At 65.2% G+C, this 26090-nt stretch carries 25 protein-coding genes and 1 tRNA gene; 16 read left to right on the forward strand and 10 right to left on the reverse strand.

From position 1 onward, the window contains the following. The 5 genes from PVW46_RS20380 to PVW46_RS20400 all read left to right on the forward strand — a co-directional run bounded on the left by PVW46_RS20380 (position 1) and on the right by PVW46_RS20400 (position 4469). The gene (locus PVW46_RS20380) at positions 1–423 is read left to right on the forward strand and encodes a GtrA family protein (RefSeq protein ID WP_043138393.1); all 423 of its coding nucleotides are present in this window, start codon (positions 1–3) and stop codon (positions 421–423) included. Then, positions 420–1745: an FAD-binding oxidoreductase gene (locus PVW46_RS20385; protein ID WP_069208966.1), complete on the forward strand. Its 1326-nt coding sequence runs from the start codon at positions 420–422 to the stop codon at positions 1743–1745. The genes PVW46_RS20380 and PVW46_RS20385 overlap by 4 nt, the downstream gene beginning before the upstream one ends. Further along, complete coding sequence (locus PVW46_RS20390; protein WP_083242238.1) at positions 1742–2479, forward strand: SDR family oxidoreductase; 738 nt, start codon at positions 1742–1744, stop codon at positions 2477–2479. Before PVW46_RS20385 ends, PVW46_RS20390 begins: the two co-directional genes overlap by 4 nt. Positions 2480–2614: 135 nt before the next feature. Beyond that, positions 2615–3841, forward strand: coding sequence for a glutathionylspermidine synthase family protein (locus tag PVW46_RS20395; RefSeq protein ID WP_069208967.1), 1227 nt, complete (start codon positions 2615–2617; stop codon positions 3839–3841). A 46-nt stretch (positions 3842–3887) separates the two neighbouring features. After that, a complete protein-coding gene (locus tag PVW46_RS20400; RefSeq protein WP_043138384.1) occupies positions 3888–4469 on the forward strand; it encodes a DUF1190 domain-containing protein in 582 nt (193 codons plus the stop codon). Between the two features lie 65 nt (positions 4470–4534). Here the strand turns inward: PVW46_RS20400 and PVW46_RS20405 are convergent, their stop codons facing one another. From PVW46_RS20405 to PVW46_RS20415, 3 genes are all read right to left on the reverse strand, one after another. Further along, positions 4535–5566 carry an L-idonate 5-dehydrogenase gene (locus PVW46_RS20405; RefSeq protein WP_069208968.1) on the reverse strand — a complete coding sequence of 344 codons (1032 nt, stop codon included), beginning with the start codon at positions 5564–5566 and terminating at the stop codon, positions 4535–4537. Between the two features lie 61 nt (positions 5567–5627). Continuing rightward, on the reverse strand, positions 5628–6782 hold the full coding sequence (gene argE, locus PVW46_RS20410) for an acetylornithine deacetylase (RefSeq protein WP_274577348.1): 1155 nt from the start codon (positions 6780–6782) through the stop codon (positions 5628–5630). 1 nt (position 6783) lies between these two features. Beyond that, a complete protein-coding gene (locus PVW46_RS20415) occupies positions 6784–7968 on the reverse strand; it encodes a M24 family metallopeptidase (RefSeq protein ID WP_069208969.1) in 1185 nt (394 codons plus the stop codon). 164 nt (positions 7969–8132) lie between these two features. On the opposite strand from PVW46_RS20415, the gene eutB reads away from it, so the two are divergent. From eutB to PVW46_RS20465, 10 genes are all read left to right on the forward strand, one after another. After that, positions 8133–9137, forward strand: coding sequence for a hydroxyectoine utilization dehydratase EutB (gene eutB / locus PVW46_RS20420; protein WP_069208970.1), 1005 nt, complete (start codon positions 8133–8135; stop codon positions 9135–9137). Next, entirely contained in the window at positions 9127–10107 is a 981-nt protein-coding gene (locus PVW46_RS20425) for a cyclodeaminase (RefSeq protein ID WP_069208971.1), read from the forward strand. The genes eutB and PVW46_RS20425 overlap by 11 nt, the downstream gene beginning before the upstream one ends. Further along, positions 10104–10583, forward strand: coding sequence for an Lrp/AsnC family transcriptional regulator (locus PVW46_RS20430; RefSeq protein WP_043138373.1), 480 nt, complete (start codon positions 10104–10106; stop codon positions 10581–10583). The genes PVW46_RS20425 and PVW46_RS20430 overlap by 4 nt, the downstream gene beginning before the upstream one ends. 123 nt (positions 10584–10706) lie before the next feature. Then, positions 10707–12182: an NAD-dependent succinate-semialdehyde dehydrogenase gene (locus tag PVW46_RS20435; RefSeq protein WP_069208972.1), complete on the forward strand. Its 1476-nt coding sequence runs from the start codon at positions 10707–10709 to the stop codon at positions 12180–12182. A gap of 18 nt (positions 12183–12200) precedes the next feature. Then, positions 12201–13571 carry an aspartate aminotransferase family protein gene (locus tag PVW46_RS20440; protein WP_069208973.1) on the forward strand — a complete coding sequence of 457 codons (1371 nt, stop codon included), beginning with the start codon at positions 12201–12203 and terminating at the stop codon, positions 13569–13571. 154 nt (positions 13572–13725) lie between these two features. Then, a complete protein-coding gene (locus PVW46_RS20445; RefSeq protein WP_043138367.1) occupies positions 13726–14382 on the forward strand; it encodes an ABC transporter ATP-binding protein in 657 nt (218 codons plus the stop codon). Next, positions 14379–16775 (forward strand): FtsX-like permease family protein, encoded by a 2397-nt coding sequence (locus PVW46_RS20450; protein ID WP_069208974.1) that lies wholly within the window; start codon positions 14379–14381, stop codon positions 16773–16775. The genes PVW46_RS20445 and PVW46_RS20450 overlap by 4 nt, the downstream gene beginning before the upstream one ends. After that, positions 16765–17805, forward strand: a complete 1041-nt coding sequence (locus PVW46_RS20455) for a lipocalin-like domain-containing protein (RefSeq protein WP_069208975.1) — start codon at positions 16765–16767, stop codon at positions 17803–17805. Before PVW46_RS20450 ends, PVW46_RS20455 begins: the two co-directional genes overlap by 11 nt. Before the next feature lie 107 nt (positions 17806–17912). Next, a complete protein-coding gene (locus PVW46_RS20460) occupies positions 17913–18611 on the forward strand; it encodes a hypothetical protein (protein ID WP_139132276.1) in 699 nt (232 codons plus the stop codon). A gap of 190 nt (positions 18612–18801) precedes the next feature. Next, a complete protein-coding gene (locus PVW46_RS20465; protein WP_223306161.1) occupies positions 18802–19299 on the forward strand; it encodes a pseudoazurin in 498 nt (165 codons plus the stop codon). Between the two features lie 116 nt (positions 19300–19415). Here the strand turns inward: PVW46_RS20465 and PVW46_RS20470 are convergent. After that, positions 19416–19492: transfer RNA gene (locus PVW46_RS20470), tRNA-Met, on the reverse strand. A 146-nt stretch (positions 19493–19638) separates the two neighbouring features. Between PVW46_RS20470 and PVW46_RS20475 the strand changes: the two genes are divergently transcribed. After that, a complete protein-coding gene (locus tag PVW46_RS20475; RefSeq protein ID WP_069208977.1) occupies positions 19639–20661 on the forward strand; it encodes an AbrB family transcriptional regulator in 1023 nt (340 codons plus the stop codon). A gap of 36 nt (positions 20662–20697) precedes the next feature. Here PVW46_RS20475 and PVW46_RS20480 read toward each other — a convergent pair whose 3' ends face one another. The 6 genes from PVW46_RS20480 to PVW46_RS20505 form a co-directional block, all read right to left on the reverse strand. Beyond that, entirely contained in the window at positions 20698–22011 is a 1314-nt protein-coding gene (locus PVW46_RS20480; RefSeq protein WP_043138354.1) for a DUF8689 domain-containing protein, read from the reverse strand. 111 nt (positions 22012–22122) lie between these two features. Beyond that, entirely contained in the window at positions 22123–22617 is a 495-nt protein-coding gene (locus PVW46_RS20485) for a prepilin peptidase (protein WP_043138352.1), read from the reverse strand. A 5-nt stretch (positions 22618–22622) separates the two neighbouring features. Further along, positions 22623–23474 (reverse strand): tetratricopeptide repeat protein, encoded by an 852-nt coding sequence (locus PVW46_RS20490; RefSeq protein WP_043138349.1) that lies wholly within the window; start codon positions 23472–23474, stop codon positions 22623–22625. An 85-nt stretch (positions 23475–23559) separates the two neighbouring features. Continuing rightward, complete coding sequence (locus tag PVW46_RS20495; protein ID WP_069208978.1) at positions 23560–24126, reverse strand: tetratricopeptide repeat protein; 567 nt, start codon at positions 24124–24126, stop codon at positions 23560–23562. 4 nt (positions 24127–24130) lie between these two features. Next, the gene (locus tag PVW46_RS20500; RefSeq protein ID WP_069208979.1) at positions 24131–25108 is read right to left on the reverse strand and encodes a type II secretion system F family protein; all 978 of its coding nucleotides are present in this window, start codon (positions 25106–25108) and stop codon (positions 24131–24133) included. Positions 25109–25122: 14 nt separating this feature from the next. After that, positions 25123–26088 (reverse strand): type II secretion system F family protein, encoded by a 966-nt coding sequence (locus tag PVW46_RS20505; RefSeq protein ID WP_069208980.1) that lies wholly within the window; start codon positions 26086–26088, stop codon positions 25123–25125. Positions 26089–26090: the final 2 nt, after the last annotated feature.

The following is a 26090-nucleotide window of genomic DNA, read 5'->3' on the forward strand; positions in this document are numbered from 1 at the left end:
ATGACGCGCCGGATGCTCCTGCTGCGCTACGCGGGCTTTGCGGTTCTGGCCACGCTCGCCAATCTTGCCACCCAGCGGCTGGTCCTGCTGGCGGGGGACGGTGGGACCGCCTTTGCCCTTGCGGTGGGGGCGGGTACGCTGGTGGGCTTGGTGGTGAAGTACCTGCTCGACAAGCGCTGGATCTTCTACGACGACGCCACCGGCCTGCGCGCACATGGGCGCAAGTTCACGCTGTATACGGTGATGGGGATCGTCACCACGGCGGTCTTCTGGGGAACCGAAACCGCCTTCTGGATATTCTGGAAAACCGATGTGATGCGCGAATTGGGCGCAGTCCTCGGCCTCACCATCGGCTACGTCATCAAGTACAATCTCGACCGGCGCTTTGTCTTTACCGATGCGCGGCTGGGAGCAATGTCATGAAACTTTCCGGATGGGGCCGTTTTCCGCAGGTCGAAACAGAGGTGCACGCCCCGCGTGACGAGGCGGCGCTAAGGGCGCTTGTCACCGGCGACAGGCCGGTCATCGCGCGCGGCAACGGGCGGTCCTACGGCGACAGCGCGGTGGGCGCGGGCCTGACGCTGGACATGCGCCACTTCAACCACATGCTGGAATTCGACGCGGAAACCGGGCGACTGGTGGCCGAGGCGGGTGTCCTGCTGGGAGATGTGATCGACGCCTTCCTGCCGCGCGGCTGGTTCCCCCTGGTGACGCCGGGGACGAAACTCATCACCCTGGGTGGCGCCATCGCGGCGGATGTGCACGGCAAGAACCACCATGTCGAGAGCAGCTTTGGCGCCTGCGTCGACTGGGTCGAGATCATGGGCCCGGATGGAGAGGTGCGCCGCGCCACCCGCAAGGACGAGGATGACCTGTTCTGGTGGACCATCGGCGGCATGGGTCTGACCGGCGTGATCCTGCGCGCCGCCATCCGCCTGCGGCCCGTGGAAACGGCCTGGATCAGGCAGACGATCCACCCCGCGCCCGACCTCGCCACGGCGATGGACCTCTTCGAGGCGCATGGCCATGACACCTATTCCGTCGCCTGGATCGACTGCATGGGGCAGGGGCGGCATCTTGGCCGTTCACTGGTCATGCTGGGGGAACATGCGACGCGGGCCGAACTGGACCCGAAGAAGGCCGCCAACCCGCTGGACGCGGGCCACAAGGGCAAGCTGTCCGTGCCGCTGGATTTTCCGGGCTTTGCCCTGAACCGCTGGACGGTGCGCGCCTTCAACGAGCTTTACTACCGCATGGGCGCATGGAAAGCGGGCACGTCGCTGGTCGACTGGGACAGCTATTTCTACCCGCTCGACTCGGTGCTGAAATGGAATCGCATCTATGGCCGCCGCGGCTTTGCCCAGTTCCAATGCGTGATCCCGCTGGCCTCGGCCCGCGAGGGCCTGACAGAGCTGCTCAAGGCGATTGCCGATGCCGGCGCGGGGTCGTTCCTGGCGGTGCTGAAACGGTTTGGTCCGCAGGACAGCGCTTTTTCCTTCCCGATGGAGGGCTACACCCTGGCGCTAGACTTCCCGATGAAAGCGCACACGCTCGACCTGCTGGAACGGCTCGACGCCATCGCCGTCGCCCATGGCGGGCGCTTCTACCTGGCCAAGGACAGCCGGATGCGCGCCGACACCCTGCGCCAGGCCGATGACCGCGTGTCCGAGTTCCAGGAGATGCGCGAAACCCTTGGTCTCAAGGCGCATTTCGCCTCTGCCCAATCCGAAAGGCTTTCCCTGTGACCGATCTGCCCGTCCTGATCCTTGGCGCCCGCTCCGACATGGGGCAGGCCATCGCACACGCCTTTGCCGCCCAGGGCCACCCGATCCAGCTGGCCGCGCGCAACGCCGCCAGCCTTGACGCGGTGCGCGCCGACCTGGCCCTGCGCCACGGAGTCGAGGTGACATTGCACGACTTCGACGTGCTGGACAGCGACGGTTTTACCCGGTTCCTCGAAGGCCTGCCCGCGCTGCCGCAGGTCGCGGTCAGCGTCGTGGGCTACATGGGGGAACAGGCAGAGAATGAGCGGGATCTCGACAAGGCATCGCTGGTCCTGCGCAGCAACTTTGAAGGCCCCGCAGGCATCCTGGCACTCCTTGCCAACCGGTTCGAGGCACGCGGGAGCGGTACGCTGGTCGGCGTCAGCTCTGTCGCGGGCGACCGGGGGCGGGCCACCAACTATGTCTACGGTTCCGCCAAGGCCGGGTTCACTGCCTTCCTGTCGGGCCTGCGCAACCGGCTGGCAAAGAAGGGCGTGCATGTGGTCACCGTGCTGCCGGGTTTCGTCAACACCGCGATGACCGAGGGCATGGACCTGCCCGAAAAACTGACCGCCGAACCGCAGGAGGTGGGCGGCGCCGTGCTGAAGGCGGTGCAGAAGGGGCGCAACGTGATCTATGTGCGCGGTATCTGGTGGCTGGTCATGGCGATCATCCGCAACATCCCCGAACCGGTCTTCAAGAAACTCAAGATCTGACGGCAGATACGCCGGTCTTGTGTCCGGTGACGGTATTTTCCCCGCAAGCTTGCGAAGGCCCGCCCTTGCAGGGCCGCGCCCGGCACCCGAAATCACCATCAAAGACCCGCCGCAAGGCAACAGGAGAGCAGGGACGTGCAGAAGACCCATTTGCCCGAGCGGCCGCATTGGCGTGATCATGCCAAGGAGGTCGGCTTTACCTTCGCCGACATGCATGGCGAGCCCTACTGGGACGAAAGCTCGGCCTATGCCTTCACGCTCGACCAGATCGAAAACGATCTTGAGGACCCGGCGACAGAGCTGCATTCCATGTGCCGCGAGGCTGTTGCGGAGATCATCACCTCCGAGCGCCTGATGACACAGCTTGGGATCCCGGAAAACCGCCGCGACCTTGTCGCCAACAGCTGGAAGCAGGGCGATCCGGAAATCTATGGCCGGTTCGATTTTGCCTATGACGGCAAGGGGCCGGCGAAGCTGTTGGAATACAATGCCGACACGCCGACCTCTCTTTACGAAAGCGCGGCGTTCCAGTGGCAGTGGCTGGAGGATCAGCTTGCCGCCGGTGTGTTGCCCGAGGGCACCGACCAGTTCAACGGTATCCACGAGGCGCTGGTCGCGCGCTTCGATGAGGTTTTCGAGGCCAACAGCGATCTGCATTTCACGGCGGTCGCGGGCAACCCCGAAGACTACGGCACGGTCGAAGCGATGGGATGGGCCGCGCGCGAAGCGGGCCTGGGTGCGCATTACTGCGACCTCGACAAGATCGGGTTGAGCGAGGACGGCCAGTTCCTCGATGACGAGGATCGCCGCATTGCCGTCCTGTTTAAGCTCTACCCCTGGGAAGACCTCTTCCTTGACGACTATGCCGATCACATCGACGGGTCGGGCTGTCTATTCCTTGAACCCGCGTGGAAGGCGCTCCTGTCTAACAAGGGGTTGTTGCCGGTTCTCTGGCAGATGTTCGAAGGCCACCCCAACCTGTTGCCCGCCTTCTTCGAGGCGGACATCGCCGATGCACTGGAGGGCACGGGCAGTCCCTCTGCAGGGGTTGCACAGATTTTCGCCCGGGCCGAAGCCGACCTTGCCGCAGGCCATGTGCGCAAGCCGATCCTGTCGCGCGAAGGCGCATCGGTGTCGATCCTGAAGGCGGGCAAGATCCTCGAAGAGGCCCAGAACACCGAGTATTCCGAACACCCCCGGATCGTACAGGCCTACGCCCCCTTGCCGCAGTTCGACGGTTTCCGGCCCGTTGTCGGCACATGGATCGTCGGGCAGTCCTGCGCCGGGATCGGCATCCGCGAAGACCGCTCTCGCATCACGCAGGATTTGTCGCGGTTCAAACCTCACTATATTCAGGCATAAGCCGCGCAACCAACTGACCGCCCTCCGGGCAGAAGGAAAGAGTGTCATGTCCAAACGTTCGAAACGGGTTGCCATCGCGATCGTCGGCGCCGCCGCCTTTACACTTGCGGGCTGCAAGGAAGAACAGGTGGACGCCGCCGCCTTTCCCGACCTCCAGACCTGCAAGGATGAGGCGCTGCGTGGCGGCATGTTCTCGGCGCAGGACTGCGAGATCCAGTTTGCCGAAGCGCAGAAGCTGCACGTCGAGGCCGCGCCGCGCTATGATAGCCGCGAGGTCTGCGAGGAGTTGCACGGCCCGGGCGCCTGCGGCACCGAGGCTGCGGTGACGGAAGGTGGTTCCGGCAGCATCTTCATGCCGCTGCTGGCCGGCTACCTGATCGGGAACATGATGGGCGGACGATCCGGCATGTCCGCCGCGCAGCCGCTTTACAAGACGCAGGACGGACGCTTTACCAATGCGGCGGGCACCAGCGTCTTTTCGGGCAACCGGGGTGCGACCAAGCTGGGCACCTCGCAGTTTGCGCGCCCGGCCTCGACCATCGGCGCCAAGCCCATGTCCCGCGCCACCGCGATCTCCCGTGGCGGGTTTGGCAAGACGGCAGGAGACCGCACGCGGTTCGGCGGCTGACCAAGCTCACTGCCGACACCTTTGGAGGGTGCGCGGCAGCAAGCGGTTGACCGGTTTGTTGCCGGTCACGAAAACCGGATCTGTGCCTTCATCGCCCGGCTACGGTCCGAGGCCAGCTTGAATCCTTCCTCGGCCTCATCCAGCGCGACTTCATGGGTGATCAGGGGCTTCACGTCGATGCGGCCCTTGCGCATCAGTTCCACGGCGGCAAAGAATTCCTCGTGAAAGCGGAAGGACCCGCGCAACTCCAGCTCCTTGGCGGTGATCGCCTGCACCGGCAGGGTCATGTCGCCCCCAAGCCCAAGCTGGAGGATCACGCCCCCGGGCCGCATTGCCGGGATTGCCGAGACCAGAGCAGGCGCCGCGCCCGAGCATTCGAACAGCACGTCGATCTGGCCTTTCTCAGCGGCCAGGGGCGCCAACCCGTCGGGGTGTTTGCCCATGTTCACGACCCGGTCGGCGCCAAGTTTCGCCGCCATGTCCAGGGTGAAATCGGTGAGGTCCGTGGCCACGATTTCGACCGCGCCCGCTGCACGGGCCACCAGCACCGCCAGCATTCCGATCGGTCCGCAGCCGGTCACCAGCACGCGTTTTCCCAGCAGGTCGCCTGCGCGCCGGGCCGCGTGCAGCACCACCGAAAGCGGCTCTGCCATCGCAGCCTCGCCGGCGCTCAGGTCTCCGGCGGGCGCACATTGTGCGACATCCGCCACCAGGTACTCTCGGAACGCGCCCTGGATGTGGGGGAAGGGCATAGCAGAGCCGTAGAACCGCATGTTCAGGCAGTGGTTCGGCTGGCCCGCGTGGCAAAACCGGCAGGCATGGCAGGGGCGAGAGGGCGAAACGGCGATCCGCAGCCCCTCTGCCAGTCCGCTGACCCCGGCGCCTAGGGCTTCGATCCGGCCCGCAACCTCGTGGCCCAGAATCATCGGCTCTTTCAGCCTTACGGTGCCAAAGCCGCCCTGGTGGTAATAATGCAGGTCGGAGCCGCAGATGCCGCCGGTTTCCAGCCGGACAAGCACCTGCCCCGATCCCGGAACTGGCATCTCGCGGTCCTCGATCCTGAGGTCATGCGCGCCGTGGGCAACGATGGTCTTCATGCTGGCTCCTCCCCTGTTCCGGGCCATGATGGGGACGGGGCCGGGGCTTGTCGAGGGGCGTTCAGGTCAGGTGCTTTTCCAGCCCTTGCAGCATGTGCAGGCAGGCCGAGAGCTGGTCGCGGCTGACGTATTCGTCCGGCTTGTGCGCCTGTTCGATGGACCCGGGGCCGCAGACGACGCAATCCATGCCCAGCGATTGAAACAGCCCCGCCTCGGTGCCAAAGGCCACCACGTCCAGTCCGTTGGCGCCGGTCAGGGCAGAAACGATGGTGGCGACCTCGCTGTCCTTGACTGGATGCAGGCCTTGCGTTTCTGCGATGACCTCGCGGGTGATCGCGACCTCGGAATGCACGGACAGCATCGCGGGCAGCATCTCCTCGGCAAAGCGGTCGATCTCGGCCAGCACATGTTCGGCGTCGGAACGCTGCACCGGACGCATTTCCCAGTCGATTTCCGCATGGTCGGGGATGACGTTATGCGCGTGACCCGAATGAATGCGGCCGATGTTCAGGGTGGTCCAGGCCGGCGAAAACGGGCTGCCCTCGGGCGCGCGGGTCCGCAGTTCGCCTTCCAGTTCCATCAGCCGCCCGGCATAACGCGCGGCGCAGACGGCGGCATTGACCCCGTGATCGGGGGCCGACCCATGCCCGGCGCAGCCGGTGATATGGGTGGTGTATTCGTAACAGCCCTTGTGACCATTGATGACGCGCATCATCGTCGGTTCACCCAGGATCGCCATCGCCGGGCGGATTTCGCGGGCACGCAGGTCGTCGACCAGCGCGCGGGCGCCGAAACAGCCCACTTCCTCATCATAGGTCAGCGCGATGTGGACCGGGCGGGTCAGCGGCCATTCGGCGATGCGCGGGGCCACCGCCAGCACACAGGCGATGAACCCCTTCATGTCGCAGGCGCCGCGCCCGTAGAGCCGCCCTTCGCGGTCGTCCATGACAAAGGGGTCCGAAGACCATTCCTGGTCCTCGACCGGCACCACGTCGGAATGGCCCGACAGGACCAGCCCGCCGTCGCCCTCCGGGCCGAATGTGGCAAAGAGATTGGCCTTGTGCCCGGTCTCGTCCAGCGTCACGTCGCAGATCGCGCCCAGATCCTTGAGATAGTTCGCGGCCCAGGCGATCAGGTCTAGGTTGCCGTCCGCCGAGACGGTGGGAAAGGCGATCAGCTCGCCCAGCAGTTCCTCTGTGCGGTAGAGCAGGTCCATATCAGTCCTTGATGAAAAGCTGGCGCGGACGGTCGCAGAGGCATTCCGCCGGCCCGTCCTCGCGGATCAGGATGGATTCGGTGATTTCGAGGCCCCAGTCTTCCATCCAGAGGCCGGGCATGAAGTGGAAGGTCATGCCAGGTTGCAGCACGGTTTCGTCGCTGGTGCGGATCGAGATCGTGCGCTCGCCCCAGTCCGGGGGATAGCTGAGGCCGATGGGATAGCCGCAGCGCCCGGTGCGCTGGATGCCGCCCTTGGCCAGTGCCGCGTAAAGGGCGCGGGCGATGTCGCCGGCGGTATTGCCCGCTCGCGCCGCCTCCAGCCCCATTTCCAGGCCCTCGACCAGCGCCTTTTCCGCGTCCAGCATGTGTTGCGGCGGCTTGCCCAGGAAAACCGTCCGACAAAAGGGGGCGTGGTAGCGGCGATAGCATCCCGCCAGTTCGAAAAAGGTTGCCTCGCCCTCGGCAAACGGGCGCCCGTCCCATGTCAGGTGCGCGGCAGAGGCGTCGAGCCCAGAAGGCAACAGCGGCACGATGGCGGCGTAATCGCCCCAGTGACCGTCGGCGCCGCGGATCGCATCAGCATAGATCTCGGCCACCAGTTCGTTCTTGGGCAGGCCCGGTTCGACGCGCTCGAGAATGCCATCGACCATCTTCTCCGAGATCTTGGCGGCACGGCGGATAAAGGCGATTTCCTCGTTGGATTTCACGGCCCGTTGCCAGTTGACCAGAGCGGTGGCGTCGATCAGTTGCGCATCCGGCAGTTCCTCGACCAGCGTCGCATGTGCCCGGGCCGAGTAATAGTAGTTCTCCATCTCGACGCCGATCCGGCCCGTGTCCAGACCGCGCGCACGGATATGCGCGGCCAGATCCTGCATCGGGTGAATGTCCGTGGCCTGCACGTAATCGTCGGCATAGCCAAGGATGCGGTCGGGGTCCATCCAGACGGTGCGCAGCGCGCCGTAGCCGTCCATCGAGCGGCCCCACCACAGCGGCGCCTCTCCGGGGATGACCAGAACGCCCTGGTGAACGTAGAAGGACCAGCCATCATAACCGGTCAGCCAGGCCATGTTCGAAGGGTCCTCGACGAAAAGCGCATCCAGCCCCAGGGTTTCCATGCGCGCCTCGACCAGGCGCAGGCGCCGGTCATATTCGGTCTGCGAGAAGGGAAGGTTCGGGGCCGACATCTATTGCACCTCTTATCATTGTCCGTTCCGCCATGGTTTGGCGAAACGGAGGAACTGCAAGGAAAAACCTTATGGGACAGCTTGAAGTCCTAGGTGGCGATTGGTCATTGTGCAAGAAGGGGGACCGACACCACTTAGTTCGAAAACGACCGGCAGGGGGCACAATGACCGACTTCGCGCTGGACCGCGTCTTCGCCGCACGCGCCCGCATCGCAGGAATTGCAGACCGGACGCCGCTGGTTCCTTCGTCGCTCAACGCGCGCTTTGGGCAAGAGTTCCTGATGAAACTGGAGATCGTCCAGCCGGTGGGGGCCTTCAAGCTGCGCGGGGCCGTGAATGCGATTTTCGGGCTGGTTGCGGATGTGGCCGGTGTGACCTGCTGTTCCACCGGAAATCACGGGCGCGGCGTGGCCTATGCGGCGCGGGCGCGGGGGCTGCGGGCGGTGGTCTGCATGTCCCATCTCGCCCCCCAGGCCAAGGTGGCGGGCGTACGCGCGCTGGGTGCCGAGGCGCGGATCGTGGGGCAAAGCCAGGACGAGGCCCAGGCCGAGGCAGAGCGGCTTGTGCGAGAAGAGGGGCTGACGGAAATCTCGCCCTTCGACGACCCCCTGGTGATCGCGGGGCAGGGGACCATCGGGCTGGAACTGATGGAGGCGCGGCCCGACCTGGACACGATCCTGGTGCCGCTTTCCGGTGGCGGGCTGGCGGCGGGCGTCGCCTTTGCCGCCAAGACGATCAATCCGAAGGTTCGGGTGATCGGTATCACGATGGATCGGGGAGCGGCAATGTATGCCTCGTTGCAGGCCGGGCACCCGGTCGAGGTGACAGAGGTCGCCAGTCTTGCCGACAGCCTTGGCGGTGGGATCGGTTTGCAGAACCGCCTGTCCTTCCCGCTGTGCCGAGACTACCTGGACGACGTGGTGCTGGTCACCGAGGACGAGATCTATCATGCGTTGCAGACGATCTACTACGAGGATCGCATCGTCTGCGAAGGGGCCTGTGTCGTCGGAATCGCGGCCGTTCAGGCGGGCAAGGTGGCCCTGCGCGGACCCACGGCCACGATCATCACCGGGCGCAACCTGGACATGCACCTGCACGCGGCGATCATGGCGGGGCAGGACGTGACGCTGGGGGAGCTGACCATCAAGGGGACGCGCTATGAGCCATGATGTGACCATCCTTACAGAGGCCGATTTGCGCGCTGCCGTCGCCTTGGACCTTACCGCGGTGGACGTGGTCGAACGCGCTTTTGCCGCGCTGGCCAACGGTGACGTGGTGATGCCGCCGATCCTGTCGATGGACCTGCCGCAGGTGAACGGAGAGGTCGACGTCAAGACGGCCTATATCCCCGGCTTTGACGGCTTTGCGATCAAGGTCAGCCCGGGGTTCTTTGATAACCCAAAGTTGGGCCTGCCCAGTCTCAACGGGCTGATGATCCTATTTTCCGCCCGGACCGGGCTGGTCGAGGCGCTGCTATTGGACAACGGTTACCTGACCGATGTGCGCACGGCGGCGGCAGGGGCGGTTGCCGCGCGCCATCTTGCCCCGACCGGGGTCACAACCGCCGGGGTGATCGGCACCGGCGTGCAGGCGCGTTTGCAGATGCAGGCGGCGTATCTTGTGCGGCCCTTCAAACGGGCGCTGGTCTGGGGGCGCGATCCGGTCAAGGCTGCGGCCTGTGCGGCGGACATCGCGCAGGCGCTGGGCGTCGAGGCCGAGGTCATGACCGATGCCCGCGACCTGGTGGCGCAAAGCCAGCTGGTCATCACCACGACACCGGCGCGCGCACCTGTCCTGATGGCGGACTGGCTGCATCCGGGGCTGCACATCACGGCGATGGGCTCGGACCAGGCGGGCAAGAACGAGATCGATCCGGCGGCGCTGGCGCGCGCGGATCGCTATGTCTGTGACCGGATCAGCCAGTGCGAGACCGGCGGAGAATTGGAAGCCGCGCTGGCGGCGGGCCTGAGGCCGTCCCCGGTGGAACTGGGCGAGGTGATCGCGGGCAAGGCGCCCGGGCGCCGCGCGCCGGAGGACATCACCCTCTGTGACCTGACCGGCACCGGCGCGCAGGATACGGCCATCGCCACCCATGTGATGCAGGTCCGTGGGACTGCCGGGACGACGATTGCCACATGACCCGTCTGGACGCACGCGACCTCAAGATCCTCTCGGTCCTCGCGAAAGAGGGCCGCATCACGAAGGCGGCGCTTGCCGACAAGGTGGGTCTGTCTGCGACGCCCTGCTGGGAACGGCTGAAGCGACTGGAGCAGGCCGGCCTGATCACAGGCTACCGGGCAGAGATCGACCTCAAGCGGATCGCGCCCCATGTCACGGTCTTCGTCGCCGCCGAACTGGCGGATCACACTGCCGCCAGCATGCAGGGGTTCGAGCGCGCGATGCAGGGGTATGATGAGGTGGTGAACTGCTGGGCACTGGGCGGCGGGTTCGACTACCTCTTGCAGATCGTCGCGCGGGACATCGACGCCTACCAGCGCCTCATCGACGCCATGTTGGAGGCCCGGATCGGGCTGGCGCGCTATTTCACCTATATCGTTACCAAGCCGGTGAAATCTTCGGCCATGCCTCCGCTGGATGCGCTGCTGGGCGGCTGAAACAAACGATTTGGACTGTCTCATGGCCGGATTGGAGAGGATTCTTCTGAACTGGTGGCTGGATTTGGTCCCAGACCGTGCCGGATTCAGGACATTCTGCACCTCAGAAAATGGAGGTGTGACATGACCCAGACGGTTCTTTCCGCGCGTGAGGAAGTCTCTGACAAGTCGCTGGTCCGCAGCTTTTCCTATGTCGGCGGCAAGTGGATCGCGGCGCGGGACAACGCGGTGCTGCAGGTGACGGACCCGGCCAGCGGCGCCGTGGTCGGAGAGGTCGCCAGCCTGACCGCCGAAGACAGCGCCAGCGCCGTGGACGCGGCGCAGCGCGCCTTTGGCGCTTGGTCGGTGACCTTGCCGCAGGAGCGGTCCGCCCTGTTGCGGCGCTGGTTCGACCTGATGGTCAAGCACAAGGAAGACCTGGCCCGGATCATGGTGCTGGAACAGGGCAAGCCGATCTCCGAGGCGCGCGGCGAGATCGACTATGCCGCCAGTTTCGTCGAATACTACGCCGAGGAATCCAAGCGCCCGAACATCGAGGGCGTCACCAGCCACCTGCCTGATGCCGAGGTGGAGCTTTGGCTGGAACCGGTTGGCGTGGCAGCGCTGATCACGCCGTGGAACTTCCCCTCGGCCATGCTGACCCGCAAGGCGGCGGCGGCGCTGGCGGCGGGCTGCACCGTGGTCGCCCATCCCAGCCATGAAACCCCCTTCAGCGCGCTTGCCCTGGCCGAGCTGGCAGAGCGCGCGGGCTTTCCGCCGGGTGTCTTCAACGTGGTGACGGGCCGCGCCTCGACTGTGGTGCCACCCTGGACCGATGACAAGCGCGTGCGCGCACTGTCCTTCACCGGCTCGACCGAGGTGGGACGGCTGCTGTACCGCGCCTCTGCCGAGACGATCAAGAAACTGGTCATGGAACTGGGTGGCCACGCGCCGGTGATCGTCTTCAAGGGCGCGGACCTCGACGAGGCGGTGGCCGAGACCATCAAGGCGAAATTTGCCACCTCCGGCCAGGACTGCCTTGGCGCCAACCGCATCTACGTCGAACGGCCCATCTATGACGCCTTCTGCGAGAAATTCGTGGCCGCCACCAAGGCGCTGAGCATCGGTGCGGGCATGAGCGATCCCGACATCGGGCCGCTGATGAACGAAGCGGCGGTGAAGAAACAGGAAGAGCATGTCGCCGATGCGCTGGACAAGGGCGCCAAGCTGGCCTGCGGTGGCAAACGCAATGCACTGGGCCCGCTGTTCTACGATCCGACGGTGCTGACCGACGTGCCGGACGACGCACGTATCATGAGCGAGGAAACCTTTGGCCCGGTCGCCCCCATCACGCCCTTCGATACCGAGGACGAGGTGGTGACGCGCGCCAATGCGGGCGAATACGGGTTGGTCGCCTATGTCCACTCGCTCGACCCGCGCCGCATTTACCGGCTGAGTCGCGCGCTGCAGTTCGGCATGGTGGCGGTGAACCGCACCAAGGTGACGGGCGCGCCGATCCCCTTCGGTGGCACGAAACAATCCGGCCTGGGCCGCGAAGGCGCCCGCCGGGGGATGGAAGAATTCATGGACATCAAATACGTCTGCCGCGATTGGGCGTGAGGCGAGGAAAGGACCGAGATGCTTAGAAACGATCAACTGGACCAGTGGGACCGCGACAACTTCTTCCACCCGTCGACCCACCTGGCCGAATTCGCCCGGGGCAACGTGCCCAACCGCATCGTGACCGGCGGTCAAGGTTGCCACATCGAGGACCGCGAAGGCAACAAGTTGCTGGATGCCTTTGCCGGGCTCTATTGCGTGAACGTGGGCTATGGCCGCCAGGACATTGCCGATGCCATCGCCGATCAGGCCAGGGAACTGGCCTATTACCACGCCTATGTCGGGCATGGCACCGAGGCCAGCATCACGCTGTCCAAGATGATCCTCGACCGCGCGCCCAAGGGCATGTCCAAGGTCTATTTCGGCCTATCGGGCAGCGACGCGAACGAAACCAACATCAAGCTGGTCTGGTACTACAACAACATCCTAGGCCGCCCGGAGAAAAAGAAGATCATCTCGCGCTGGCGCGGCTATCACGGCTCGGGCCTGATGACCGGCTCGCTGACGGGCCTCGAGCTGTTCCACAAGAAGTTCGACCTGCCGCTGACCCAGGTGATCCACACCGAGGCGCCCTATTACTACCGCCGCGACAACCTGGACCTGACGCCGGAACAGTTCACCGCCCATTGCGCGGCAGAGCTGGAGGCGCTGATCGAACGCGAAGGCGCCGACACCATCGCCGCCTTCATCGGCGAGCCGGTGCTGGGCACGGGCGGTATCGTGCCGCCGCCGCCGGGCTACTGGGAGGCGATCCAGGCGGTGCTGAACAAGCATGACATCCTGCTGATCGCCGACGAGGTCGTGACCGGCTTTGGCCGTCTGGGCACCATGATGGGGTCCGATCACTACGGACTGAAACCAGACCTGATCACCATCGCCAAGGGCCTGACCTCGGCCTATGCGCCGCTGTCGGGCTCCATCGTCGGCGACAAGATGTGGAAGGTGCTGGAACAGGGCACGGATGAAAACGGCCCCATCGGCCACGGCTGGACCTATTCGGCGCATCCCATCGGCGCGGCGGCGGGTGTCGCCAACCTGAAACTTCTGGACGAGCTGAACCTGGTGCAGAACGCGGGCGAGGTGGGCGCGCATTTCCAGAAGGCGCTGCACGACGCGCTGGATGCGCACCCGAACGTCGGCGAGGTGCGCGGCGAAGGCATGATGGCGGCGGTGGAATTCGTCGCGGACCGTGACAGCCGCACGTTCTTCGATCCGTCGAAGAAGGTCGGGCCAAGCGTGGCCGCCGCGCTGCTGTCGCGCGGCGTGATCGGGCGCGCGATGCCGCAGGGTGACATCCTGGGTTTTGCACCGCCTTTCTGCCTGACCCGCGAAGAGGCCGAAGAAGTCGCCGGCAAGACGGCAGAGGCGGTCAAGGAGGTTCTGGGCTGACCCCGACCGGCATCGCTTCCGCGCAGGCGGACGCGGACCTGCGACCACAGGGCGCCCCCGGAACCGGGGCGCCTTTTTCGTCTGTGCCTGTTGCGCGATGAACGGGTTTGCTAAGCCCGGCGGGGGGCTATGTCGCCCTCTCGGAGGGTAGGTCATGTTGCTGCAGGTTTCAGGCGTCACCAAGAGCTTTGCCGGGGCAGAGGGGCCGGTTCCCGTCCTGTCCGGCGTCGACCTTTCGCTGGACCTTGGCCAGACCATGTCGCTGCAGGGCGAGTCCGGTTCCGGCAAGAGCACGCTTCTGCACATCGTCGGCGGGTTGGATACGGTCGACGGCGGACAGGTCCTGTTCGACGGGCGCGACGTCGCCGCGTTGGACGAGGCCGGGCGGGCAGCCTTGCGGCGTTCGGACGTGGCGGTGATCTTTCAGCAGTTCAACCTGATCCCTTCGCTGGACGTGTCGGACAACATCCGGTTCCAGGCGCGGCTGGCAGGGCGAGAGGATGCGGCGCAGGTGGCGCGCCTGATCGAAACGCTTGGCCTGGGCGATCACCGGCACAAGTATCCTGAACAGCTGTCCGGGGGACAGCAGCAGCGTGTCGCGATTGCGCGCGCGCTTGCGGCCCGGCCCCGGTTGATCCTGGCGGATGAACCCACTGGCAACCTTGACGAAACGACGGCGGCAGAGGTGTTGGACCAGATGCTGGCGCTGGTGGGCGATACCAGCGCGGCGCTGATGGTGGTGACCCATTCGCCTGCCGTGGCGGCACGCATGGACCGGCAATTGCACCTGCGTGCCGGAAAACTGGCATGACGCGCGCGGTACTACAGGCGCTGGTCGCGCATTGGCGGCGCAATCCCTTGCAGTTCTTTACCTTTCTTGCCGGTCTCGCCCTGGCGACGGCGCTGTGGTCCGGCGTGCAGGCGATCAATGCCGAGGCGCGGGCCAGCTATGACGCCGCCGCCGCGACACTGGGCGAGGGGCGCTTTGACCAGCTTGTGCCTAGGGCCGGGGACAGCTTTCCGCAAGAAACCTATGTCGCGCTGCGACGGGCGGGCTGGCAGGTGTCGCCCGTGGTCGAAGGAAGCTTGCGCACCGATACCGGGCGGGTCCGGATCGTCGGGATGGATCCCTTGACCACGCCCGGCGCACTCAGCCCCGTCGGTGGTGCCAGAGATATCGACCTGAACAGCTTCCTGACGGTGGGGGTGCTGTTTGCGGATGCCGCGACGGCGGATCGGCTGGCGGGCCTTCCGCAAGAGGTTGTCAGGGATCCTTCCGTGGCGCCGGACACGGCCCTGACGGATGTGGGTGTGGCGCAACGCCTGCTGGACCGGCAGGGAAGGCTCAGCCGGTTGATCGTCGCACCAGATCAGCCGCTGGGCCTGCCGCCGCTTGACGAGGTGGCGCCGGGACTGACGCGCGTCGCGGCGCAATCGGGCAGTGACGTGGGGCAACTGACCGGCAGTTTCCATCTCAACCTGACGGCCTTCGGCCTGCTGAGTTTTGCCGTCGGCATCTTTATCGTGCATGGCACCATCGGCCTGGTCTTTGAACAGCGCCGGGGCATGGTGCGCACCCTGCGCACCCTGGGCGTGCCCTTGCGGCGCCTGATCGTGCTGATGACGGTCGAGCTGCTGTTGCTGTCACTGCTGGCCGGCGCGATCGGCGTCGTGCTTGGGTATTTTGTTGCCGCCCTGTTGTTGCCGGACGTGGCCGCGACGCTGGAGGGACTTTATGGCGCGCAGGTGTCCGGTGGTCTGCAACTGCGCCCGGTGTGGTGGTTGTCCGGGCTGGCGATTGCCGTGCTGGGGGCCGGGATGGCGGGGGCCGGGGCGCTCTGGCGGATCGCGCGGATGCCCATCCTGGCCAGCGCCCGCCCCCGCGCCTGGGCAATGGCCGCGGGCCGGGGGCGCTGGTTGCAGGGCGGGGCGGCGGTGCTGCTTTTGGCCGTGGCGGCGGGGATTGCCCTGGCCGATGCCGGTCTGATCGCCACCTTCGCGCTGCTTGGCTGCTTGTTAATCGGCGCTGCGCTGGCGCTTCCCCTGGTCCTTGGCGCCGTCCTTGCGCTGGGCCAGTCCCGCGCCAAAGGCGTGATCGGCGGTTGGTTCTGGGCCGACACGCGCCAGCAATTGCCTGGCCTCAGTCTTGCGCTCATGGCGCTTTTGCTGGCGATGGCGGCGAACGTGGGCGTGTCGACGATGGTTTCCAGCTTTCGCCTGACTTTCATCGATTTCCTGGATCAGCGGCTGTTTGCGGATGCCTACGTCCGTGGCGTCGACCGCGACCGGATGCCCGGGATAGAGGCGTTTCTGCAGGACCGGGGGGCAACGGTTTTGCCTCTGTTGCGGGTCGACAGCCGCCCTGCCGGTGTCCCGGCAGAGCTGATGGGCGCGCGGGTGGGCTCCGCCTATGAGACCAACTGGACCTTTGTCGCGGCGCGTCCAGAGGCATGGGCGCAGGTCGCGGCGGGCGAGGCGGTGATCGTCAACGAACAACTGGCGCGCCGGGCCGGGCTGTGGCTGGACGATATGCTGGACCTTGGCGGAGGCCTGCGCCTGCCGGTCGCCGGTGTCTACGGCGATTACGGCAACCCTCTGGGCCAGGCGGTCATCTCCGAGGCGCGGTTCGCCGGGATTTTCCCCGACGAGACGCCACGCCAGTTCGGTGTGCTGGACCTTGACCCCGAAGACCTGCGCAGCGCGCTGGGCGACGCATTCGACCTGCCGCCGGGCAGTGTGGTGGACCAGTCGTCGGTCAAGGCCTTTTCGCTGGCTGTCTTCGAGCGGACCTTTACCGTTACGGCGGCGCTCAACGTGCTGACGCTGGCGGTGGCGGGCTTTGCCATCCTGATGAGCCTGCTGACCCTGTCTGCCATCCGCCTGCCACAGCTTGCGCCAGTCTGGGCGATGGGGCTGACGCGCGGCAGGCTTGCCCGGGTCGAGCTGATCCGGGCGTTGGTGCTGGCGGCGCTGACGGCTCTGCTGGCCCTGCCGCTGGGCCTGGCGCTGGCCTGGGTCCTGTTGGCGATGGTCAATGTGCAGGCCTTTGGCTGGCGCCTGCCGATGTATCTCTTTCCGCTGGACTATGCACGGCTGGGGCTGCTGACCCTGCTGGCGGCGGCGCTGGCCGCGCTCTGGCCCGCGTTGCGCATGGCGCGCACGCCGGTTTCGCAATTGCTGAGGGTCTTTGCCAATGAACGCTAGGCTGATCGCTTTCCTGCTGCTCTGGCCGGTGGCGGCGCTGGGGCAGGGTTTTGCCGGGCTGGGCACGGATGCGACGGGCTTTGCCATACCCGCCCCGGATCCGGTCTTTGACTTCCCCGCCGATCACGGCCCGCACCCCGATTATCGCATCGAATGGTGGTACGTGACCGCCAACCTGGCCGGTCCGGATGGCACCGACTACGGGGTGCAGTGGACGCTGTTCCGCTCGGCCCTGGCACCGGGAGAGGGGGAGGGCTGGATCTCGCCGCAGGTCTGGTTCGCCCATGCGGCGGTGACCACGCCCGGGGCGCACCATGTTGCCGAGCGCTTTGCCCGTGGCGGCATCGGTCAGGCGGGTGTGACGGCGCAGCCTTTCGATGCCTGGATCGACGACTGGCAGATGACTGGCGAGACGCTGGACAAGGTGACCCTCACGGCCAGCGGGACGGAGTTCCGCTATGATCTGCGGCTGGCGGCGCAGGGGCCGCTGGTCTTTCACGGTGACCGGGGATTTTCGGTCAAATCGGCGGAGGGGCAGGCCAGCTATTACTATTCGCAGCCCCTCTACCGCGTCGAGGGTGTCCTGGATCTGCCTGACGGCCCGGTGCCCGTGACCGGAGAGGCCTGGCTGGATCGCGAATATTCCTCGCAACCACTGAGCAGCACGCAATCGGGCTGGGACTGGTTTTCGCTGTCCTTCGATACGGGGGACAAGCTGATGGGATTTCGCCTGCGCCAGACAGATGGCAGCGCCTATACCTCGGCCACCTGGATCGGTGCGGACGGAGCGACACAGGCTTATGGTGATGGCGCCCTGACCGCAGAACCACTGCAGGACGCAGAGGTCGCCGGGCGAGAGATCCCGGTGACCTGGCGCATGAGGCTTCCGGACCGGGACATCGACGTGACGGTCGAGGCGCTGAACCCTGAAGCATGGATGGCGGTTTCGATCCCCTACTGGGAAGGGCCGGTGCGCGTCGGTGGCAGCCACGCGGGACGCGGCTATCTTGAGATGACGGGATACGAATGACCGTCTTGCCGCCCGCGTCCATGTTGCGCTTTGTGCTGTCGGGGCTGTGAAGGCAGATAAGCCAGCGAGGGGACGAAAGGGATAGGATGCGGGGGCTGCGAAGGATCTTGGCACGGACGGCGCTGGTGGTTGCCGGCGGTCTGACCTGCTCGCCGGTCCTGGCCGATCGGGTCGAGTTGATCGTTGCCCGCGATGACCGCTCTGTCGAGATATTCATGGGCATGCCCGTCCTGACGGCGGTCGACACCTTTGGCCTGGATGCCGGAATGCTGATAGGGCCGGACGGGCGTGTGCCCTTCGAGAGCCTGCAGGAGGGAACCTGGCAGATCGCGGATGCGCTGTGGGAGCGGGTCGAGGCGCGTATCGCCGGGCAGACGGCAACGTTCGAAGGCATGTCCCTGATGGTGCATCCGCTGAACCAGCCCCTGCCGTTTGTCACCCCGCTGGACGGGCTGACGGCAATTTCCGTCTGCGGTGTCCCCGCGCCGGAGGCCCCGCGAGGCCTGCGGGATCTCTATCTCTACGCCGGTTTCGTGGCATACCCGGATGACCCCGGCGCACCAATCACTCTGCGCCTGCCCAACCCAAAGGGATTGGACCTGATGGTGCGAGAGCATGGCTTTGGCGGGCCACTCCGGGACCGCCATGTGCACCTGTCGCCGGGTAAGCCGCTGGAACTTGCCGTCCCCCGCGGCCCGGTGGCGGTTCCGGTGGCGGTCATGGTTGTTGTCATGGTGGCGGTGTCCGGTCTGTTTCTGGCCTTTGCGGCGGGCCGGTCCCGGTGGTCGGTCCGTGCCTCTGCCTGAACTGCGGACAAAGCGCCGCATCACGCCCGTTTCCGGATGTCAGACGAGCTCTGGGGTCTAATTCACAACGCGGAAACCGGCCTATGGGGCTGCGCCACGCTGGACAAGGTTCCGGGGATTGCCGCAACGTGCCGGCATCCCGCGCTGGCCTTCCCAAGGGGACCGGTGTGCAATCCCGATGGAGGAAGACTTGACCCGTTTCATCACACGACGCACCGCGCTTCTTTCTGCTGCGGCTTCGGCCACGCTGGCCCTGACCCTGCCCGGTCGGGTGCTTGCGGCGACGACACATGAAATCCAGATGCTGAACCAGCACCCCGAGGATCGCAAGCTGCGGCAGGTGTTTTTTCCGCGCATCGCTGTGATCGAGCCCGGTGACAGCGTCAAGTTCCTGGCCACCGACAAGGGCCACAACGCCCAGTCCGCCGACGACATGATCCCCGACGGTGCGGAACCGTTCCGGGGCCGGATCAACGAGGAGATCGAAGTGACCTTCGACAGCCCCGGGTTCTATGGCTACCAGTGTCAGCCGCATTACGCCGTCGGCATGGTTGGCCTGATCGTGGTCAGGGGCGACGGCATGATGGACAATCTCGAAGCCGCAAAGGCTGCGCGCCACCGGGGCAAGGCCAGGGCGGTCTGGGGCGATATCTGGGCCGAGGTCGATGGTATGGACCTTTCTGCCTGAAAGGACCGAAAAAGGGTTGGGAAAGGGGGGCAGCGCCTCCCTTTTCCGGGGACAGGTCATCCGCGACAAGACATCGGACCCGACCCGGGCGTGATTTCGAAAATGAAGGGGAGGAATGGTGGCGTGGGGGGGACTCGAACCCCCGACCTAACGATTATGAGTCGTTCGCTCTAACCAACTGAGCTACCGCGCCAAGCAGTGTGGGGGGTCGGATACGGAAGCCGCGCGCCGCCGTCAAGCGCAAAATCACACCGACGCAAAACCATTCCGCATGGCACCGCGTCGAAGGCTGTCCCGGGGGCTGGCGTAGGTCAATCCGGATGGATAAACCGGTCCGGCATGTCCCACCTTACCGGAACTCTCCTGGCCTTTTGCGCGGGTGCGCTGGGCGCGCTGGTCTTCGGGCTGATCGGCTTTCCGGCCGCGGCGCTGACCGGTTCCGCCGTGGGTGTCACGCTGGCCGGATTGGCGGGTCTGCGGTTCGATCTGCCGGTCTGGATGCGGACAGCGGCCTTTATCCTGCTGGGCGTCAACATCGGAACCGGTGTCACGCCGGAGACACTGCAAGCGGCGGCTTCCTGGCCGCTCAGCATCGCGGTCCTCGGTGCCAGCCTGCCCTTGGGGTTGGCGATCGCGAAAGCCGGCATGGTGCGCTGGATGGGCTTCAGCCAACGTGATGCGATCCTTGCCTCGGCGCCGGGACACCTGAGTTACGTGCTCAGCATGTCGTTGGAACAGGGCGGCCCCACGGCACAGATCGCGGTGATCCAGAGCATCCGGGTCCTGTTCCTGACGCTCTGCGTGCCGCTTCTGGTCAGCGTCGTCTTTGGCGCCAGCGGGGCGACCCTCCTTCCGGTGGCCGACATGACGCTGATCTCGCTGGGCCTGCTGGGGCTTGCGGGTCTGATTGTGGGCTATGGCTACCAGAAGCTGCGCGTGCCGGCGGCTTTCCTGATGGCGGGCATGACGGTCAGTGCGCTGGGCCATGTGACAGACCTGACGCCTGGGCGCCTCTCGGCGGAGCTGGGCGACGCGGCTTTTGTGGTGATGGGGACGATGATCGGCTCTCGTTTCGCGGGACAAAGCGGCGCCGTGTTGCGCAACTCGGTCATGGCCGGTGCCTGGCTCACACTGGTCAACGTGATCACCACCTTGATGGCGGTGACGGTTGCTCTGGTCCTGATGGGCGTGCCGCCCGCCGTCCTGATCGTGGCCTATGCCCCCGGCGGGGTCGAGGCGATGGCCGCCATCGCCGTGACCCTTGGGCTGGACCCGGCCTATGTAGCGGCACACCATGTGATGCGGTTGTTGATCCTCAGCCTTCTGTTGCCGATCTGGATGGCACGGATCAGGGAGGGTTAGCCCCCTCGCGCACAGAGGGGACCGGGCAAGCCACCCTCACTTCACGATTTTTTCGTCCTTCACGAACATGTTGCTCCAGGCGCGGTCGATCAACTCGGGGGTCATCTTGTAGGGGATGCCCTCAAAATCGCAGACGGCGATCATCTGGTCGATCAGGAAGACTGGCTGGTAATTCGCGTAGATGTTCTTGATCGTCGGGTACTTGTTCTTGAGCAGGTGGACGAGGCTTGCCTCGTCCAGTTGCATCTTCTTCTTGCGGGCCACAAGGCTGAAGATCTTGAGGAAATCCTGCTGGTTCGGCCCGTCGATCTTGATCTTGAAGAAGATCCGGCGCAGCGCGGCCTGGTCGAAGATCTCGTTCGGGTGGAAGTTGGTCGAAAAGATCACCAGCGTGTCGAAAGGCACTTCGAACTTTTCGCCCGACTGCAGGGCAAGGATGTCCTTGGATTCTTCCAGCGGCACGATCCAGCGATTGACCAGCTTCTGCGGCGGTTCGGCCTGTCGGCCAAGGTCGTCGACGATGAAGATGCCGCCGGTGGATTTCAGCTGCAATGGCGCCTGGTAGGTGCGCGCCGTGGGGTTGTAGACGAGGTCGAGCATGTTGAGCGACAGTTCGCCCCCGGTGATGACCGTGGGCCGCTGGCACAGGACGTAACGCCGGTCGAACCGTGCGCGGCGGCGCAGGGCGTTGGGGTCTTCGGCGTCGTCCTCGGCCTTGGAATGCACGATCGGGTCGTAGACCGTGATGACCTGGCCGGAATACTCGATGGCCCGGGGGACGTATATCCTGTCGCCCATTGCATCGCGGATGCCGTTGGAGATCGAGCTTTTGCCGTTGCCCGGTGGGCCGTACATGAGGATCGACCGGCCCGAGGAAACGGCGGGCCCGAGGTTGGAAATCAGGTCTTCGGGCAGGACCAGGTGGCCCATCGCGCCGGTCAACTGATCGCGGGTGATCTGGATGTTGCGGATCGACTGGCGCTTGACCTGTTCGGCGTAGACATCCAGCGGGATCGGCATAGCGCCGAAGTATTCGGACTGTGCGAGTGCATCCAGCGCGCGGGCCTTTCCGCTGTCCGTCAACTGGTATGGCATCTCGGAGGAGACCTCTCCCGAGGGGCCGAGCGTGCCCATCGCCTCCATCAGGCCCTGGCCGCGGCACATGTCGATCAGTTCCTGCGCGACCGTCACCGGAAGGCAGACGGTGCGTGCAAGATCCGTCACGATGTTGGTGTTCTTGCGGAACATCGTCTTGAGCACGATGTCACGCATCATCACCAGCGGAAGCTTCATTTCCTCGATCCGCCGTGGCTGCGGCGGGGCCAGGACGGCGCCGGTTTCCATGTTCATGTCGGATCTGCCCTCAACTGCTTTGGCAAGCAGACTGGCAGGGGATTGTGGCAGGATGAGGGAGCGACTGCGGAAATTCCGAACCGCCCGCCGGGGCAGGGCGTGCCGGTGTCACGCCCCGTAGAACAACCCCAACCCGAGGTAGATTGCCAGTGTTCCGCCCAGGGCAAGCCCCATCGGGAATTTCGACCCGGCCTCCCAGCTGTGCCAGTGGGGCGCCAGGTGGCGCAGCGGCGTGCGCTTGGCCAGGCGGTGCGCCACGAAGGCCGCCAGCAGGTTGGCGGCAAAGAGCGCCATAAGGAACCGCAGGTCCCCGATGTGGATGAAGGGGGCGGCGGCGGCGGCGAATTTCGCGTCGCCGGCCCCCATCGCCCCGCCCGCATTCAGCGCGATGCCCGCCACCAGCACCACGACAAGATGCAGGTAGCGCCAGAAATAGACATCCAGCGGCAAGGCGACCACGCCCACGAAGAGGTAAACCAGGAACAGCGCCACAACCGCATGGTTGGGGATGCGCATCCCCTTCATGTCGGTGTAGCAGATATAGACACAGATCGGCAGGACGAAGGGCAGGAACCACAGGGCCGCGGCGGCACTCAGCGACATGGACCTCAGGCCTCGTCAAGCGCCGCCAGCGCCCGGGCCGCGGCCTCGAAGTGCTGCGGGTGCGTCTCCATCGCTTCGCGCAGCAGGGCTTTGCCGGTCTTGACGTCACCACTCTTGATCGCGGCCAGGCCCAGTGTGTGCAGAAGTTCCGCCTTTTCGACCTGGGTCATGGGGATGACGGGCAGGATGTACTTGCCCTGCGCGCCGCGCGCCATGACCAGGTTGTTCTTGGCGGTATACAGCTTGTCGTCGTGGCGGATGGCCTCGAGGAAGAGCTTTTCGGCCTCGGGCAGATCGCCACGCGTCAGCTTGGAATACCCCCAGTTGTTCAGCACCGAGGCGGGTTTGGTCGTCAGGCCCACCGCGACCTCGTAAAAACTGTCGGCCTTTTTCCATTCCTTGTTGCTATCAGCGATCATCGCCTCCAGCCGGTAACGCTTGTAGGTTTCGACGGTGGGCGGGATCGCGTCCAGCACCTTTTCCGCCTGGTCCCATTCGCCCGCGCGGATTAGGACATCGGCCAGTTGCACCCGGTCGTCATCGGTCGAGTCCTCGTGCTCGACGACCTTGGCCCAGGCCACCTTGGCCTCGGGGATGCGCTTGGCCCGGACCAGAGACTGGGCAAGGCCGCGGCGAATGTCGATCCGGTCGGGGTTTTCCTTGAGCGTGCGCTGGAAATAGGCCACGGCCTCGTTCGGGTCGCCCACGGTCAGCATGACCTCGTTCAGGTCGCTTTCGTCGACCACGTTCACGCCCTGGAACTTGCGGTCCATTTCGGCGGTGTCGATGCCCTTGTCACAGGCCGACAGCGCGACGACGCCCGCCGCGCAGAGGGAAACGATGATGGGATGGCGCATTTTGCCTGCGTCCTTGTGCTGCTCTGCCTCTCGCCCGCCTTTTCGGCGGTTGTTCTTTTGCCCCGTTGTCCGGGGCGAATGATCGTCAGCCGCCAGTGCGCCGGATCAGGTAGTCCCCGTGCCCGCGGCGTACGATCTTGTATTCTTGCTCTAACTCATCACCATAAACGGAATTTTCCATTTTTGCGAGCGCCAAGCGAAGATTGTCGCGAATTGAGTCACTTTGGCCATTGTCCAGCGCAAAGGCCCGGCGGAAGACTTCGGAGGCCTCGGCGGTCTCACCCTTTTCGATCAGCACGATGCCGAGGTTGTTCCAGGCTTCGGCCCAGTCCGGTTCTTCCTTTACGGCGCGGCGCAGCAGCGGTTCGGCCTGGTGCAACCGCCCCAGCGCCAGGTTGGCGGACCCCAGGGCCATCAGGACCTCGGCGGTCAGTCCCTGGTCGGCGGCGGCGCGGGTAAAGGCCTCGAGCGCGAGTTCGTGCTGGCCGGCGGCCATCAGGCGGTGGCCCACGGTCAACCCATCCACCGCTTCGCCCCTGGGGTCGAGGCCGGGTGCGTAGGGTGAGGCGGGTTCGTTATGCGCGAACGGGCCGCCTGCGGTGCAGGCGGCCAGCGGCAGCGTCATCAGGGCGGCCCAAAGAGCCTGTTTCATGCGGTCAGTTGCCCACAGCCATCGAGCCCATTTCGGAAATGCCAACCGCGGACGGGCCCACGAGAATGATCAGCAGCGGCGGCACCGTGAGCATCATAGTGGTCAGCGTCATCTTTGTCGGCAGTTTGTTCGCAGCTTCCTCGGCACGCATGACTCTTTTGTCACGCATTTCGCCGGCGTAGACCCGCAGCGCATCGGAGATCGAGGTGCCGAAGGTCGCCGCCTGGTTCAGCACGGTGACGAAGGACGAGATGTCAGGCAGGCCGCAGCGGTCGGCCATGTCGTTCAGGACCTGGCTCTTGTCCTTGCCGGCCTTCATCTCGTAGCTGATGATCTCGTATTCCTCGGCCAGCGGAGGGAAGGAACTGCGCAACTCGCGTGCGACGCGGACGATGGACTGGTCCATCGACTGGCCCGCCTCGACGCAGACCAGCATCATGTCCAAGCTGTCGGGAAAGCCCTGCTGGATCTGTTCCTGGCGGCTGGCGACCCGCTTGTTGACCCAGTACTTGGGCGCCATGTAGCCAAGGCAGCCGGGGCCGAGGATATACATCAGCTTGGTCTGCATCGTTGCCGTCTCTGGGTCGATGAAGAAGATGTAGTACACGACCCCTGCGCAGAGCAGGGCGATCCCCAGCGCGAATTGCAGGAAGTAGTAGATCTGCACCGCGTCCTTGGACCGGTAGCCGGCCTGCATCAGCTTGGTGCGGATCTCGGAGTATTCCTTGGCGTCCTGCGGTTCCAGGAACTGCGCATACTTGTTGAGCTTTTCGTTCTTGCTCTTTTCCCGCAACACGGCGCGGGTCTCTGCGTCCATGCGTTTCTTGCCGTCCTGCTTGAGCTTGTCCAGCGGGTCGGGGCGGGAGTTGAGGAACATCGGGATGGTGGCGACGATCAGGAGCGCCGCCAATCCCGCGACCACGATCAGCGGACCGGCGGGACCCAGCGTATCGGTGATCATCGTGTTGAGCGTATCGAGCATTGGGGCAGCCTTTCTCAGACCTTGATATTCACCAGCCAGCGCATGACGATCATGTTCGCGACCAGCATGATGCCGACAATGAAGCAGGCGGGAATGAACCAGGGGTGATCGAGCACCTCGTCATAGTAGTCGGGCTTGGCGACCTGGATGAAGATCAGCGCCGCGACCGGGAAACCTGACAGGAACTTGCCTGACCATTGCGCCTCGGCAGTGATCGCCTTGACCCGGCGGAAGAGGCGGAAACGGGCCCGGATCACCTTGGCCAGGCCTTCGAGGATCTCGGCCAGGTTGCCGCCGGCCTGCTGCTGGATCGCCACGGCCACGGCCAGAAAGCGCAAGTCCTGCATGTCCAGCCGTTCGGCCATGTGCTTCAGTGCCTCGCCCACGTCGCGGCCATAGGTCGATTCATCCGCGATGATGCCGAATTCCGTGGCCAGCGGGTCCTTGAGTTCCTTGGCGACGATCGAAATGGCCGAGCTGAACGGGTGCCCCACGCGCAAGGAGCGGACCATCAGTTCCACCGCGTCGGGTAGCTGTTCCTCGATCATGCTGAGGCGTTTCTTGGCGCGGTGATTGACCCAGAAATAGACACCGCCGACGCCCATGAAGACGGACATGACAGCGCGCACGGCGGCGCCCGCCTCTGTCCCGATGCTGAGACCGACGAAGGCAAAGACGGAGGCTGCGACCATGACAAGGATCAGCTGTTGCGGCGTGAAGGCAAGCGCCGCTTTCTGGGCCTTGCTCGCCAGCATCGAGTAGATGGGCAGCGAGCGGCTTTGCATGTGCTGGTCCATCTCCTTGCGGAGCTTGGCCAGGACGTCCTCTCGGCGTTCGCCCTTGTCGAGCATCTCCAGCCGGCGGTTGACCCGGTTGGTGAGGCTGATCGACTTGCCGAAGGCGACGAGGTAGACGCCGTTGACCAGGATCAGCACGCCCAGGAAGATCCCGCCGTAGATGATCGGTTCTGCGCTGAGCATAT

Source organism: Mameliella sp. AT18 (genome assembly GCF_028807275.1).
In the GTDB taxonomy this organism is placed as follows: Bacteria; Pseudomonadota; Alphaproteobacteria; order Rhodobacterales; family Rhodobacteraceae; genus Antarctobacter; species Antarctobacter albus.

Bases quoted from the DNA above. Each gene is read 5' to 3' on its own strand.
- PVW46_RS20380 (WP_043138393.1), top strand. From the start codon at position 1: ATGACGCGCCGGATGCTCCTGCTGCGCTACGCGGGCTTTGCGGTTCTG.
- PVW46_RS20385 (WP_069208966.1), top strand. From the start codon at position 420: ATGAAACTTTCCGGATGGGGCCGTTTTCCGCAGGTCGAAACAGAGGTG.
- PVW46_RS20400 (WP_043138384.1), top strand. From the start codon at position 3,888: ATGTCCAAACGTTCGAAACGGGTTGCCATCGCGATCGTCGGCGCCGCC.
- PVW46_RS20405 (WP_069208968.1), bottom strand. From the start codon at position 5,566: ATGAAGACCATCGTTGCCCACGGCGCGCATGACCTCAGGATCGAGGAC.
- argE (WP_274577348.1), bottom strand. From the start codon at position 6,782: ATGGACCTGCTCTACCGCACAGAGGAACTGCTGGGCGAGCTGATCGCC.
- PVW46_RS20415 (WP_069208969.1), bottom strand. From the start codon at position 7,968: ATGTCGGCCCCGAACCTTCCCTTCTCGCAGACCGAATATGACCGGCGC.
- eutB (WP_069208970.1), top strand. From the start codon at position 8,133: ATGACCGACTTCGCGCTGGACCGCGTCTTCGCCGCACGCGCCCGCATC.
- PVW46_RS20425 (WP_069208971.1), top strand. From the start codon at position 9,127: ATGAGCCATGATGTGACCATCCTTACAGAGGCCGATTTGCGCGCTGCC.
- PVW46_RS20430 (WP_043138373.1), top strand. From the start codon at position 10,104: ATGACCCGTCTGGACGCACGCGACCTCAAGATCCTCTCGGTCCTCGCG.
- PVW46_RS20435 (WP_069208972.1), top strand. From the start codon at position 10,707: ATGACCCAGACGGTTCTTTCCGCGCGTGAGGAAGTCTCTGACAAGTCG.
- PVW46_RS20440 (WP_069208973.1), top strand. From the start codon at position 12,201: ATGCTTAGAAACGATCAACTGGACCAGTGGGACCGCGACAACTTCTTC.
- PVW46_RS20445 (WP_043138367.1), top strand. From the start codon at position 13,726: ATGTTGCTGCAGGTTTCAGGCGTCACCAAGAGCTTTGCCGGGGCAGAG.
- PVW46_RS20450 (WP_069208974.1), top strand. From the start codon at position 14,379: ATGACGCGCGCGGTACTACAGGCGCTGGTCGCGCATTGGCGGCGCAAT.
- PVW46_RS20455 (WP_069208975.1), top strand. From the start codon at position 16,765: ATGAACGCTAGGCTGATCGCTTTCCTGCTGCTCTGGCCGGTGGCGGCG.
- PVW46_RS20475 (WP_069208977.1), top strand. From the start codon at position 19,639: ATGTCCCACCTTACCGGAACTCTCCTGGCCTTTTGCGCGGGTGCGCTG.
- PVW46_RS20480 (WP_043138354.1), bottom strand. From the start codon at position 22,011: ATGAACATGGAAACCGGCGCCGTCCTGGCCCCGCCGCAGCCACGGCGG.
- PVW46_RS20485 (WP_043138352.1), bottom strand. From the start codon at position 22,617: ATGTCGCTGAGTGCCGCCGCGGCCCTGTGGTTCCTGCCCTTCGTCCTG.
- PVW46_RS20490 (WP_043138349.1), bottom strand. From the start codon at position 23,474: ATGCGCCATCCCATCATCGTTTCCCTCTGCGCGGCGGGCGTCGTCGCG.
- PVW46_RS20495 (WP_069208978.1), bottom strand. From the start codon at position 24,126: ATGAAACAGGCTCTTTGGGCCGCCCTGATGACGCTGCCGCTGGCCGCC.
- PVW46_RS20500 (WP_069208979.1), bottom strand. From the start codon at position 25,108: ATGCTCGATACGCTCAACACGATGATCACCGATACGCTGGGTCCCGCC.
- PVW46_RS20505 (WP_069208980.1), bottom strand. From the start codon at position 26,088: ATGCTCAGCGCAGAACCGATCATCTACGGCGGGATCTTCCTGGGCGTG.